The sequence below is a fragment of the Chitinophaga oryziterrae genome, assembly GCF_009758125.1.
In the GTDB taxonomy this organism is placed as follows: Bacteria; Bacteroidota; Bacteroidia; order Chitinophagales; family Chitinophagaceae; genus Chitinophaga; species Chitinophaga oryziterrae.
Window position 1 is genome coordinate 89971 of record NZ_WRXO01000002.1, and the last position, 13018, is coordinate 102988.

Consider the following 13018-nt stretch of genomic DNA (forward strand, 5'->3'; position numbering starts at 1 on the left):
TATGAAAGTTGTTTGTACAAAAGCATGTAGCATTCTGCTGTTACTGGCATTCTATGCGGCCGTATCAGTGAGGGCACAAACCCTGGTAACACCCAACGCGCAGCAGGCCGGCCCGGTTAAAGGTATTGTAAAGGATAAAAATGGCGCAGCCATTCCCGGAGTGACCATCCGGGTAAAGAATACCAGTAGCGGCACTACTACTGGTCCTTCGGGGGAGTTCTCCCTCAATCTGCCGGAAGGAAGGGATACCCTGATCTTTTCTTACCTGGGATATGTGACCAGGGAAATAAAGGCAGGCACACAATCGTCTCTCAATGTTGTATTAGAATCTTCGGAAAGCCAGTTGGAACAGGTGGTGGTGATCGGGTATGGTACCCAGCGGAAAAGGGACCTCACAGGCGCGATCTCCTCTGTGAAAGGAGAAGACCTGGCCGCACAGCCGGTACAAACACCTACCCAGGCAGCCCAGGGCCGTATTGCGGGCGTGCAGGTGATTGCTTCCGGGCAGCCAAACTCTCAGCCCCAGATCAGGGTACGCGGTACAGGGTCTGTACTGGCAGGCGCTAACCCCTTGTATGTGGTAGATGGTGTGCTAACCGATGATATCCGCAATATCAGTACTGCGGACATCCTCACGATGGATGTTCTGAAAGATGCCTCTGCGGCTATTTATGGGGTACGTGCTGCCAATGGAGTGATCATCATTACTACACGTAAAGGGAAAGCCGGAAAGCCACAGGTGCGGTATGATGCCAATGTAGGTTTTCGCCAGGCATCCAACCTGGTGAAGATGGCTGATCGTAGTCAGTATATTGCATATCTGGCGGATGTTTCTCCCTCCAAAGATCCTGTCAATAATCCTTACGTATACAATGGAACTACCGACTGGTATGATGCTGTTTTACGCGATGCTTTCCAGATGAATCATAATATATCTGTGTCTGGTGGATCTGAGAAAGGGACTTACTATTTAAGCGGGGGGTATATAGCAGAAGATGGGATCATCACTACTAATAATTTTAAACGTTTTACATTCCGGGCCAATAATGATATAAATATTACGGATCAGCTGAAATTCGTTTCGCAGTTATCATTCTCCCGCGCTACTACCCGTGATGTGGAACTGGGGGATACCTATCGCAATTTATACCGGGCGGCGCCTATTGTGAAGGCGGAAGAAGGTGGCCGTTATGGAAATACCTCGGGTTGGGGGAACGTCGGCAATCCTTTACTGGCGTTGAACAAACGTAATGATGGCAGGCAGGAGAACCGTATACAGGGAAATGTGGCGCTGGAGTATAGTCCGGTGTCTTTCCTGAAGTTCCGTTCAGGATTTAATGCGGACCTTAAGTATGGGAATGACAGGATATATAACTACAAATACCTGAATGATGATGTCACCTTCCTGGTAGCGGGAGGTAATCAGCAGAATCCCAACAGTAAACTGGTGCGTGAAGAATACCGTACACAGGGTTGGGTATGGGACAATACCGTCACCTTTGATAAGGCCTTTAATAAACATAGCCTGACGGTACTGGCGGGTTCCGTTACAGAAGGGTTTTATACTACTTCACTGAAAGGTACCCGTATCAATGTACCTGAGAGTCCTGACCTCTGGTACCTGGACCTTGGGAACCCGGATGTACAGTCCACTATCAGCAACACTGGTGATAAGTATGCGCGCCAGTCGTTTGTAGGACGTGTTAATTACGGATATGACAGTCGTTACCTGTTAAGCGCTTCTATCCGTGCAGATGGTAGTTCCAAATTCAGGCAGAAATGGGGGTATTTCCCAACGGTAGGTGCGGGATGGGTTATTTCCAGCGAAGGGTTTATGAAGGAGCAGAAGCTGTTCGACTTCCTGAAACTGAGAGGTAGCTGGGGGATACTGGGGAATGATAATATCCCTACAAATGCATTCAGGGCTATTACCAGCATAGACCTCCCTTATATCTTCAACAATACCATCACGGTAGGAGGGGCTATCAAGGATATTAAAGACCCTGATCTGAAATGGGAGTCTACTACCCAGTATGATGTCGGTTTTGAATTTAATATGCTGAACAGCCGGTTGAGCGGTGAGGTGGATTATTACAACAAGAAAACAAAGGATGCACTGGTGATCGTGAATACCCCGGCCCTGCTGGGTGACCAGGATAACTCTTATATCACCAATGCTGCTTCCTTTAAAAATGAAGGGTATGAAATATCGCTGAACTGGAAGGATAAGATCACTGAAGATCTCAGGTACACAATAGGCGGTAATATCACTTTTAATAAAAATGAACTCACCGGACTGAATGGCGGACAGGCATTGCTGGGAGGAAATGTAGGCCAGCAAAGTTTTGTAACGCGTACGGATAATGGGCATGCTGTGGGTACTTTTTATGTGCGTAATGCACTTGGCGTATTTAAGGACCAGGCAGAGATCGATAATTATAAAGACAAGAACGGGAAAGTGATTCAACCCGGAGCGGCCCCGGGAGATCTGAAATATGAAGATCATAACGGTGACGGTAGTATTGATGATAATGATAAAATTTATGCGGGTTCTTTTCAGCCTAAATGTTTCTTTGGATTTAACCTTGGGCTGAACTACAAAGAGTTTGACCTGGGCGCCAGTTTCTATGGGAATGCCGGGAATAAGATCTATAATGGAAAGAAGGCCTATCGCTTTGATGATGCGGATAATATAGAAGCTTCCTATGCGGGTAAACGCTGGACGGCCAGTAATCCGTCCGGTACAGATCCGAGGATTATCTCTTCCAGCACACCGGCATCAACTTATTTTATTGAATCCGGCACTTATCTGCGTTTGAATAATCTGACCCTGGGGTATACCTTATCTCCCAAAACATTAAAAGCTATTGGTATCAGCAACTTCCGCGTGTATGTTACTTTTCAGAACCTGTTTACGCTGAAGAAATTCAGTGGGTTTAGTCCTGAGTTACCAGGAGGTACTGTTGATGATGCCAACAGCACCAATAACAAGAGCGGTATCCTGGATGCGGGTATTGAGTTGAGTGCTTATCCAACTACACGCACGTTTGCATTGGGCGTTAATGTTTCATTTTAAAAAAGAAGAATCATGAAGAAGACTATAATACTTTGCCTGGTCCTGGGTATGTTCTCCTGTAAGAACTACCTGGAAGTAAAGCCTCAGGGACAGATTGATCAGGAAGCGGCAGCGGGCGATCCTGCTACTACACAGAACCTGGTGACAGGCGTTTATAATTCAATGTGGGAAGGCAGTATGCACGGCTTCTCTTATGTGGGTATGACGAACATTGCCTCTGACGATGCAGATAAAGGGAGTAATGCGGATGATGGTAAAACTACTTATGGTGCGTTTGATAATCTGACGATGGATGGTTCTGTGAATAATCTCAATGAGGTGTGGTCTGGTTTTTACCTGGGTATTTCCCGTGCGAATCAGGCATTGAATGCGGTTGCAGGGAGTTCGTTAGATGAGACGCTGAAGAACCAGTTAATGGGAGAAGTACGTTTTTTACGTGCTTACTTTTATTTTGACCTGGTGCGTTTCTTTGGTGGCGTACCTAAGATCGATAAAGTGCTGACCCCGGGAGAAGCTAACAGCGCTGCGTATCAGACGAAGGCCAGTGCCGATACTATTTACCAGTTCATTATTTCAGATCTTGAATTCGCACTGGCTAATCTGGCTATAAAGGGCGGGGCTAATACTGCTGTGGGCAGGGCTACCAAAGGAGCTGCCGCAGGGTTACTGGCCAAGGTGATGTTATACCGTCAGAATTTTCAGCGGGCGTATAGTTTAACTGATTCGATCATTAAGCAGTCGGTAGGGGCTTATGGCCTGCTTGACAATTATGAGGACATATGGCGGACGACAGGAGCGGATGGGATAGAATCTGTGTTCGAGGTACAAACAGGCGTTAATTCGGCCTGTAATGCCGCTATAGCCAGTTATTCGGAGTGTCAGGGTCCACGTGCCGGTGGTAAATATGGTTGGGCGGACCTGGGCTTTGGATTTGGAGTGCCTTCCCAGAGTTTGCTGGATGAATATGAGGCGAATGATAAACGTGAAGCAGCTACGGTGATCTTTATCTCTTCTACGGGCACTTTTTTATGGGACGGGTTCAGGATTCCCGGTCAGGATAGTGTACAGAACAGCTATTATAACTACAAGGCTTATCATAGCCGGATTAAGGAACCTTTTTGCGGAGACAGGAGCCGTATGCCGAAGAACCTGCGAGTGCTCCGTTATGGGGAGATCCGTCTGATTCATGCAGAGGCAGCGCTGGCGCTTTCTAAAAGCGGAGAAGCGCTGGATGATATTAATGCGTTGCGTCCCAGAGCGGGATTGGCGCCTCTTGGCAGTGTAGACAGGCATGCGATATGGCATGAGAGAAGGGTAGAGCTGGCGATGGAGCATGACCGGTTCTTTGATCTGATCAGAGAGAACGAGTTAGAGCCGGGGCTTGCGGCTGCGGCGTTTGCTGCACATGGGAAGACGTTTGCGGATAAGAATAAAGTGTTCCCTATCCCTAAAAAGCAGATAGATTTGAGTGGAGGGAGTTTGAAGCAAAATACAGGGTATTAAATATATTTCGGGCGCTGCTCCTCTTATGGGAGCAGTGCTATTTAAAATAATGCTGACATGAGATTCATACTGACAGGCTTATTATTTATCATAGGATTTTTTCCGGTACACAGCCAGCAGAAAACTATCAGTGATTCTGCCTTACTAACCCTTGTGGAACAACGGACATTTAATTACTTCTGGAAATTTGCGCATCCTGTTTCCGGACTGGCACCGGAACGTACGCCTACTCCGGAGACCGTAACGACAGGTGGTTCCGGCTTTGGTGTGATGGCGATACTTGTAGGGGTGCAAAGAGGGTTCATTACCCGCGAACAAGGACTGGACAGGTTATTGAAAATTGTGAACTTCCTGTCTAAAGCGGATAGTTATCATGGTATCTGGCCGCATTGGATGAACGGCGCTACCGGTAAAACGATTCCCTTCGGGCGTAAGGACGATGGGGGAGATGTGGTGGAGAGTGCTTTTATGTTCCAGGGATTATTATCTGTAAGACAATATTTCAATCTTGATAAACCTAAAGAAGCAGCTTTACGTAATACGATCAACTACTTATGGAATGAAGCTGAGTGGAACTGGTATACGCAGGGCGGGCAGGAAGTATTGTACTGGCACTGGTCGCCCAATAACGGATGGAGTATGAACCATCAGATCCATGGCTGGAATGAATGCCTGATCGCTTATGTCCTGGCAACGGCATCCCCTACCAATCCTGTTTCTGTCAAAGCTTATCACCAGGGCTGGGCGATGAGTAATTATTTTTATAATGGCAAAGAATATTATGGTATCAAACTACCGTTAGGATTTGATTACGGCGGGCCATTGTTCTTTACGCATTATTCTTTCCTGGGATTAGATCCTCATGGATTAAAAGACAGGTATGCCGATTACTGGGAACAGAACCGTAACCATACATTAATTAACCGGCAGTATTGCATTGAAAACCCTAAGAAATTCAAAGGCTATGGGCCTGATTGCTGGGGCCTTACTGCCAGTGATAACTATGAGTTTTACAATGCTCATTCTCCTACGAATGACCTGGGGGTGATTACGCCTACGGGCGCCTTATCTTCCTTCCCTTATACCCCAGAGTATTCTATGGCGGCGCTGAAGCACTTTTATTATAAAGTGGATAAACGCCTGTGGGGAGAGTATGGTTTTTATGATGCCTTTAGTGAATCGAAGAACTGGTATGATGATCAGTACCTGGCGATTGACCAGGGACCTATTGTTGTGATGATAGAAAACTACCGGAGTGGTTTACTCTGGAAATTATTTATGTCCTGCCCTGAAATACAGGGCGCGTTAAAGAAATTGGAGTTTGATAGTCCATATTTGAGATAAATCTTCCGGATTTTGGAATAATTACTCCCAGAATCCGGCAGATTTGATCTGTTTCCAGCCCAGCTCTTTTATTGTTTTCCTTGTTTTTATGAGGAGAGGGATATGGCCTGCTACATAAAAGGTAGTTTCCTGTAAAGGGAGGTCCTGTATCCAGTTCGTTAATTGTTCTGAAGCGCCGGTATTTATAGGCATATCCAGGATGGTAGCGGGGAGAGGGCCGCCTAATATCATGGTATGAAACTGTTGTTGGGGATGCCTGCGTTTATGGAGTGATACAAAATGCCCGATAGCGCTGGCATCCCCTATGCATACCAGGTCATCTGCTGCGGCAGGCTGATGAAAACCTCCGCCGGGGCCTGCATAAAAGAAAGACTGCTCCGGTTGCAGTTGTTTAGCCCAGTTACTGCCTGCACCTTCATGGGCGGCATGGATTAAAAGCACGGCTGTTCGTGTGGCTTCATCCCAGCTGGCTATGGTATAATCCCGGTAAGTTTGTTTGCCTGTTTCGCATTTAAGGTGCTGGCAGCTGCGCCAGTTGATTGGCTCCGGCAGGTGCAGTGTAATTTGTAATAAGGAGTGTGTAATGGCTGTTGTATTGATGACATAAGCTGTTTTACCTATGCGCGACATGAGGAATGCCGTGGCTTTTTCTTTAAATGTTGACATAACTAACTAATCTTACCTGTGAGGTGAGGATAAATATCTGTGATGAGTGTAATGGCTTTTTCTGAGCGCAGGCGGAAGTGTTTAAAGACGCCCAGTGTTTCCAGTATGGGTGTCAGTTCTATGAGGTCTTTTACTGCGTTTTCATATTCCGGATAACTTACGGGCTGTTCTATGATAGACAGGTTAGCCATGAATGCAGCAACGGAGCCTTTGCGTAATACCTGTCCGTTTATTTCTACGGAGTTGGTATTGTCTGGCAGGATGTCCTGAGGTTTCATGAGTATATTATTTAAAAACAAAACTACTATTGGTGACTTTGGAGGAATTATACTATTCCGGGATAGATAGATACTTTTCCCGTACCGCTTCGCGGAAAGACGCAGGCGTATGACCGGTATGCTGTTTGAAAAACCTGTTGAAATAGGATATTTCATTGAATTGCAGGTGCCAGGCGATTTCCTTCACACTTTCTCTTGCATGTAAGAGCAGACGTTTGGCTTCCAGGATACGACGGTCTGTGATTAACGAGGAGGCTGTTTGTCCGGTATGCTGTTTTACGACTTCATTCAGATGGTCTGCAGATATATGGAGTGCTGCGGCATATTGGGCTGGTTTGGTCCATTCCAGGAAATGGGTAGCCAGTAATTCGCGGTAGCGGAATAATAATGCAGGACCGGGTTTCTCAGCCCGGTCGCAGGTATTGCGTTGCAGCAATGTAAGGAGTACTGACAGATAGTTTTGCAAGATAGAAACGAAGTGAGGACCGCGCTCTGCTTCCTGCTTCTTCATCAGGCCCGCAATGGTTTTAACTTCAGCAAAGTCTGCGTCGGAGAGCTTTACTTTATCCGGGGGGGCAAGAGGAAGATGTACGGGGTGACCTGCCAGGAATTCTGCTGTAAAAGCGATCAGCCAGCCAGTAGCGGTGTAACCGGGCATTGCCTGGTGTACCTGTCCGGGCAGGATCAGTGCCATTTCCTGAGCCTGGAATACGATGCGCTCGAAGTCGAACATGTGACAGCTTTCGCCTGTAGCGCAGATCCCCAGGGCATAATAGCCGTGGCGGTGTGGGTTCGTCCCGGGGTCGTCTATTTCGTTATCTCCTGTCCCTATCTGCTCTATGAAGACAAAAGGGATTCCGGAAGAGGAGATGTCCTCCATTCCGTAGGAAATAATGAATGGTTTTTTAGTAGCCATATAGCTTGTAGACGAATAAAGAAGGCAGAAAATTGTATTGATCTGCAATATAGTATACACTTTAATATATTAGGATAATACTATATTAGATGTAAGGTTGAAATAGCTGAATAAAGCGTTAAAATAACACAGGCGTAACAAAAAAATATTCTCAACCCCTTGTTTATTAATAATATTATAAATATTTTTATATACCTATGAAAACTACCAACTATGAAATGGATTGATGAATTAAATGTTATTTACCAAAAGCTGGGAGCGATTGGTTTCGAAGATGCAAAAAAGGAAATCTTAAGGGCCCAGATGAGTGGCCATGGCGGAGAAACGTACTATCTGGTACTCCAGCAGCTGATCATGATCAAGAAAGATAAGGTGCAGATTTATGAGCTTATTAAAGGAGAAGTGGAGAATATTATCCATTTCAGTAAGCACATGATCCATCTTAACTAATCAGCGGGACAATTCTTCTTTTAACCTGGCTACTTTCCAATATATCGGTGCGTTAGCCGGTATTTTCAGCAGCCATTCCAGGCATTGCTGTTTATCTTTTTCCCGGAGATAACTTAGTGCTATATAGAATGCTGCATCGTATTTGTAAGAGGATGTTCCTCCGTAAACAAAGTTCAGATCTTTACGGGCTGCTTCCTGCCTGCCCTCGTCTATCAGGGCTACTCCCCGGTAATAACGGGTAGCAGGCTGTGTAGAGTCTTTCGCGATCACCTGATCCAACAATTCTACTGCTTTGTCGTAATGTCCTTTGTTAAAGGCAGAAGCTGCCTGATGCAATAGCAGAGAGGTATCTGTTTCGTTGCCGGCCTGGTGATGGTGTATCATTTCTGTTCCGGAGAACTGTCTGTATATGTCCTTATGCCAGGGGCTGACGAATAAAAGGCCGGCCAGTGTTGCCGAAATAATAGCGGTGATCACCGCATAGAGGCCCACTCTTGTATGGGCTGCATGTTCTTTTGAGTGGAACCATTTTTCCCGTTGGTCGGCAATTATTTCTTCCAGTTCGTTACGGGTATTGTCTGTCTCCATGTTGTTGGATTCTACGGACAATGCTTCCTGTATGTATTGTATATGTTTGGAATCCAATCCCGGAGCCGGGGGGGCCGGATGGAACGACTGTGCTTTGTTGGGTGATTTCTCCATCATTTCCTGCTTCCATTTGAGCTGGCAGGCATAGAGGAAGAAGGGTTCGAAATGGTTAGTGAGGGTAAGCTGATGGTGTTGGGCGTAGTGGTAGATGGACAGTAGTACACCTTCGAATACACCGGAAGCATCTTTTATGCTACCTCCCCATCCTGTTACCATATGCTTCACTTTACGGGCAAAACGCTTGTAAATTGCATCAATAATAGCGGGGGAGCTGTCTAGCAAGCCATCTATATATTCGTCGTCATTATTTATAATCCGGCTGGAAACCATAATCTGAATCGTCTGCTACTTAAACTAATAATAATTTTAACACTGGTTAGTGTGCCAGTTAGTTAGAGCAATGCTTATGCCGGAATGCCGGATTGAGCAGATTAAATTAAAAATGTTCCGGTCGCAGGGTCGATACCAGCCTGCCGAGGATCTGTTTCAGAGAGTCTGCATCTTCCTGTCCGATGATATCAGTGTATTCGTCCTGTATTTCGCGGAAGCTTTCGGCCGCAGAGATGAGGAGCCGTTTTCCATTGTCTGTGAGGAAGATAACAGCAGAGCGGTTATCATTTTCATGTTTACGGGTGAGTATATAGCCCCCGGCTTCAAGGTTCTTTACCACTTTGCTCATGGCCTGTTTGGTAATCCGGGCCCTTTTTGCCAGTTCGTTATTGATGATACCTTCGGGCTGAATGTTAACGATCAGCACAAGGTCGCCCAGCTTAAAGTTATTATATCCTTTCTGCTGTAGCTTTTCTGTGATTTTGAAGTCCATGTCCTTTTTCAGCAACCCCAACAACCTGATAAGGCTACGTTGCCGTTGCGCCAGGTATTGTTCGAGTTGCTCATCAAGTGAACCGTTCATATTATACGCTTTTAGGGGTGCTTATTAGTTTGTTCCTTATCCCAACCTTATAGTGTTGCCAGTACACGGCAGCAGGTGTTGACTTTCACCTGTTAAATACAGAACGGGCAATACCGGTTTCCAGTCCGCGGAGTTCTGCCAGTCCGCGCAAACGGCCAATAGCGCTGTAACCGGGATTGGTTTTTTTGTGCAGGTCGTCCAGCATCTGATGACCATGATCGGGACGCATGGGAACAGAGACGTTTCGTTTGTGCATCATGGCAAGGATATTTTTGACCACTGCGTACATATCTACATCTCCTTCCAGGTGGTTTGCCTCGTGGAAGTTACCCAGTGCATCGCGCTGAGTACTGCGCAGGTGAATGAAATGGATATGTTCTCCCAGTCTTTCCACCATACCAGGCAAATCATTATCCGGGCGAACACCATAGGAACCGGTGCAGAAGCAGAGGCCATTCGCCGCATAAGGCGCAGCAGCCAGCAGTTCTCTTGCATCCTGTTCGGTACTCACGATGCGTGGCAGGCCTAATATTGGGAATGGAGGATCGTCCGGATGGATCGCGAGTCTGATGCCTGCTTCTTCAGCCACGGGAGCAATCTGTTGCAGGAAGTAGAAGAGGTGCAGTTTGAGCTGTGTAGCATCAATGCCCTGGTATTTATCGAGTGCTTCCTGGAATTGTTGCAGGGAGAAACTTTCTTCAGACCCGGGTAAACCTGCGATTATATTTCTTTGTAATAAGTTCTTTTCGGCTTCGGTCATGCTGTCGAAATGTTCCTTCGCCATTGATATATCGGCAGGATCATAATCGTTTTCAGCACCGGGCCTTTGCAGCATGAAGAGGTCGAAGGCCATGAATGCCGCCTTCTCAAACCTTAATGCTTTTGATCCATCGGCTACGGTGTAGGCAAGATCAGTGCGGGTCCAGTCAAGTACCGGCATAAAGTTGTAGGTAACGACATAGATACCGCATTCTGCCAGGTTGCGAAGGCTTAACTGGTAGTTGCTGATGTATTCTTTGAAGTTGCCACTCTGGGTTTTAATATCTTCATGTACGGGAACACTTTCCACTACGGACCATGTAAGTCCGGCAGCTTCTATCACAGCTTTCCGCAGCAGTATTTCTTCTACTGTCCAAACCTCTCCGTTCGGAATGTGATGCAATGCTGTTACAATACCGGTGGCTCCGGCTTGTTTAATATCGGTCAGTGTTACAGGATCATTTGGCCCGAACCATCGCCATGTCTGTTCCATTTTTAGCATACGCATATACAGGTTTGAAACCCCAAAAATAGGACTTCCCTCAATAATTAATAATTTATTATTACTACGATTATATCCATCACATTTGTTTGTGTGGCCCCTGTCTTAAATAGTCCGCCTGTCTGCTCAAAAAAATGCCAGGCATCATTTTGTTTGAGATAGTATGCTGCATCCAGTTTTTTCTCAGCAGCAGCGGTTATTACAGCCGTATCGGCAATGGCACCTGCGGCATCTGTAGGACCATCTGTACCATCTGTTCCGGCACTTAATAAAGTAATATTCTGATGACCATTTTGTAATGCAATTAATGCTGCCAGTGCCAGTTGCTGGTTACGTCCTCCCAGGCCATTACCGGTAATAGTAACGGTACTTTCTCCGCCGGCCAACAGGCAGGCTGGCCTTTTCCCCGGCCAGTTAACCGCCTTTTGTATGAGTTGCTGCGCCAGTAATTCCGCTTCTCCTGTAGCCGTTGTAGTGAGTATATGTACTTCATAGCCCAATGCGGCTGCTTTTTCTGCGGCAGCATCCAGTGCGATTTTATTATTGCCTATCAGCAGGTTATGTGCATTTCCTTGTTTAGGTGTATCGGGAATATGGCCCTGCACACCTTCTGACAGATGTTGTAAAACGGGCGCAGGCAATTGTGTGGTAAGATGATATTTTTCGAGGATGGCGTATGCATCCGCAAAAGTAGAAGGATCGGGGACGGTAGGGCCTGAGCCTATTACATGCAGATCATCACCTACTACGTCACTTAGTATTAAGCTATAGAATGCGTTTGTACTGGCAGTCAGTTGTCCACCTTTTACAGCGGATAAATGTTTACGGACGACATTCATTTCATGGATATCCGCACCACTTTTCAGTAATAGTTCAAATACTGTCTGTACCTGTGCAAGAGTGGTCCCTTGCGGATAATCTGCCAGCAGCGCAGAGGCCCCGCCGGACAGGAGAAAGAATACGAGGTCGTTTTCCTGTACCTGTTTAAGCAGGGCAATCATTTGTGCCGTCGCCTGTACGCCATTTTCATCCGGCACAGGATGTGCCGCTTCTGCAAGTGTTATATGTTGTAGTGGAAGTGCGTGGTGATATTTGGTGATCACTAATCCTTTTAACGGAATGCCGGAGAGGATCTCTTCCAGCGCAGCGGTCATTGCCGCCACAGCTTTACCTGCGCCAAAGATCCATACGGGCCTGTTTGCCTGTAGCCGGAAAATGCTGTCTGCTATTTTTATTGTATCCCCTTTCCGCTGTACATTTTTCTTCATCAGTATAGCCGGTTGTACTGCTGCTACTGCATGATTAAATATAGAGATAGCATGTTCCCTACTCATATTTTTTACATTAAAAAAGGATGCAGCAAGGCATCCTTTTCATGAGTGTATTTAGTATGGTTATTTAACCATTACGTTTTTGTTGTTTTTTATCCAGCTTGGCCTCCATCTTTTCTTTCTTCTGCATTTCCCAGTCGTTCCATTTCTTATACTGATCGGGTGTAAGCACGGGTTTGAAGCGTTGACTGCGTTCTTCATTCAATGCTTTTACCTGTTGCATCTTATCTTTCTTTGAAAGACTGGTATTGGTTTTAATCGCTTCCATCCTGCGGGTGATATCCGTATTGATATCGGATATTTTTTTATCCTGATCTTTGGTCAGGTTTAACCGCCGGTCCAGTTTATTCGTCATTTTATCTGCACGTTCTTCGGCGGTGAAATGCACTTTTTTATGGGTGCTGTCCTTAGCCTGTGCTATACTGTTTGATTGGATACCGAACAGCAGGCATAACAACATGCTGGTTACGGCGATCATATATTTTTTCATAAAAAATGGATTGTTCAGCTTTGTTAAATATAGGTAATTACTGCAATATTAATACCAATCCTGTAAAATATGAGAAGCGGGTATAATCATTTACTAATTTTGCCGCATCTATTCGCTCAAACCAAATCTAACCGCTTAAACA

The 13018-nt window shown here is 45.9% G+C and carries 12 protein-coding genes; 4 read left to right on the plus strand and 8 right to left on the minus strand.

Translation table 11 applies throughout. The features are described from left to right. Nucleotide 1: 1 nt before the first annotated feature. From GO495_RS07905 to GO495_RS07915, 3 genes are read left to right on the plus strand one after another with little or no spacing between them, the layout of a single operon-like run. Nucleotides 2–3076, plus strand: a complete 3075-nt coding sequence (locus GO495_RS07905; protein WP_157299182.1) for a SusC/RagA family TonB-linked outer membrane protein — start codon at nt 2–4, stop codon at nt 3074–3076. Between the two features lie 12 nt (nt 3077–3088). Beyond that, nucleotides 3089–4579 (plus strand): RagB/SusD family nutrient uptake outer membrane protein, encoded by a 1491-nt coding sequence (locus tag GO495_RS07910; RefSeq protein ID WP_157299183.1) that lies wholly within the window; start codon nt 3089–3091, stop codon nt 4577–4579. 57 nt (nt 4580–4636) lie between these two features. Then, a complete protein-coding gene (locus GO495_RS07915) occupies nt 4637–5923 on the plus strand; it encodes a glucoamylase family protein (protein WP_157299184.1) in 1287 nt (428 codons plus the stop codon). Nucleotides 5924–5944: 21 nt separating this feature from the next. Here the strand turns inward: GO495_RS07915 and GO495_RS07920 are convergent, their stop codons facing one another. The 3 genes from GO495_RS07920 to GO495_RS07930 are packed head-to-tail and all read right to left on the minus strand — an operon-like array spanning nt 5945 to nt 7783. Beyond that, nucleotides 5945–6589: a siderophore-interacting protein gene (locus GO495_RS07920; RefSeq protein WP_157299185.1), complete on the minus strand. Its 645-nt coding sequence runs from the start codon at nt 6587–6589 to the stop codon at nt 5945–5947. A 2-nt stretch (nt 6590–6591) separates the two neighbouring features. Beyond that, complete coding sequence (locus tag GO495_RS07925; RefSeq protein ID WP_157299186.1) at nt 6592–6867, minus strand: hypothetical protein; 276 nt, start codon at nt 6865–6867, stop codon at nt 6592–6594. Between the two features lie 52 nt (nt 6868–6919). Beyond that, nucleotides 6920–7783 carry an AraC family transcriptional regulator gene (locus GO495_RS07930; RefSeq protein WP_157299187.1) on the minus strand — a complete coding sequence of 288 codons (864 nt, stop codon included), beginning with the start codon at nt 7781–7783 and terminating at the stop codon, nt 6920–6922. Between the two features lie 213 nt (nt 7784–7996). Between GO495_RS07930 and GO495_RS07935 the strand changes: the two genes are divergently transcribed. Beyond that, on the plus strand, nt 7997–8233 hold the full coding sequence (locus tag GO495_RS07935; protein ID WP_157299188.1) for a hypothetical protein: 237 nt from the start codon (nt 7997–7999) through the stop codon (nt 8231–8233). Here GO495_RS07935 and GO495_RS07940 read toward each other — a convergent pair whose 3' ends face one another. The 5 genes from GO495_RS07940 to GO495_RS07960 form a co-directional block, all read right to left on the minus strand. Next, entirely contained in the window at nt 8234–9163 is a 930-nt protein-coding gene (locus GO495_RS07940; protein ID WP_157299189.1) for a tetratricopeptide repeat protein, read from the minus strand. Nucleotides 9164–9317: 154 nt separating this feature from the next. Then, nucleotides 9318–9794, minus strand: a complete 477-nt coding sequence (locus GO495_RS07945) for a MarR family winged helix-turn-helix transcriptional regulator (RefSeq protein WP_157299190.1) — start codon at nt 9792–9794, stop codon at nt 9318–9320. 85 nt (nt 9795–9879) lie between these two features. Then, on the minus strand, nt 9880–11061 hold the full coding sequence (gene uxuA, locus GO495_RS07950; RefSeq protein WP_205691227.1) for a mannonate dehydratase: 1182 nt from the start codon (nt 11059–11061) through the stop codon (nt 9880–9882). A gap of 41 nt (nt 11062–11102) precedes the next feature. Further along, the gene (locus tag GO495_RS07955; RefSeq protein WP_157299191.1) at nt 11103–12389 is read right to left on the minus strand and encodes a glycerate kinase type-2 family protein; all 1287 of its coding nucleotides are present in this window, start codon (nt 12387–12389) and stop codon (nt 11103–11105) included. Between the two features lie 64 nt (nt 12390–12453). Then, nucleotides 12454–12876: a hypothetical protein gene (locus GO495_RS07960; RefSeq protein WP_157299192.1), complete on the minus strand. Its 423-nt coding sequence runs from the start codon at nt 12874–12876 to the stop codon at nt 12454–12456. Nucleotides 12877–13018 lie beyond the last annotated feature (142 nt).

What these genes read in the sequence shown, in the direction of transcription:
- GO495_RS07945 (WP_157299190.1), bottom strand. Translation starts at nt 9,794, where the DNA reads ATGAACGGTTCACTTGATGAGCAACTCGAACAATACCTGGCGCAACGG.
- GO495_RS07905 (WP_157299182.1), top strand. Translation starts at nt 2, where the DNA reads ATGAAAGTTGTTTGTACAAAAGCATGTAGCATTCTGCTGTTACTGGCA.
- GO495_RS07910 (WP_157299183.1), top strand. Translation starts at nt 3,089, where the DNA reads ATGAAGAAGACTATAATACTTTGCCTGGTCCTGGGTATGTTCTCCTGT.
- GO495_RS07930 (WP_157299187.1), bottom strand. Translation starts at nt 7,783, where the DNA reads ATGGCTACTAAAAAACCATTCATTATTTCCTACGGAATGGAGGACATC.
- GO495_RS07925 (WP_157299186.1), bottom strand. Translation starts at nt 6,867, where the DNA reads ATGAAACCTCAGGACATCCTGCCAGACAATACCAACTCCGTAGAAATA.
- GO495_RS07955 (WP_157299191.1), bottom strand. Translation starts at nt 12,389, where the DNA reads ATGAGTAGGGAACATGCTATCTCTATATTTAATCATGCAGTAGCAGCA.
- GO495_RS07935 (WP_157299188.1), top strand. Translation starts at nt 7,997, where the DNA reads ATGAAATGGATTGATGAATTAAATGTTATTTACCAAAAGCTGGGAGCG.
- GO495_RS07960 (WP_157299192.1), bottom strand. Translation starts at nt 12,876, where the DNA reads ATGAAAAAATATATGATCGCCGTAACCAGCATGTTGTTATGCCTGCTG.
- GO495_RS07920 (WP_157299185.1), bottom strand. Translation starts at nt 6,589, where the DNA reads ATGTCAACATTTAAAGAAAAAGCCACGGCATTCCTCATGTCGCGCATA.
- uxuA (WP_205691227.1), bottom strand. Translation starts at nt 11,061, where the DNA reads ATGCGTATGCTAAAAATGGAACAGACATGGCGATGGTTCGGGCCAAAT.
- GO495_RS07915 (WP_157299184.1), top strand. Translation starts at nt 4,637, where the DNA reads ATGAGATTCATACTGACAGGCTTATTATTTATCATAGGATTTTTTCCG.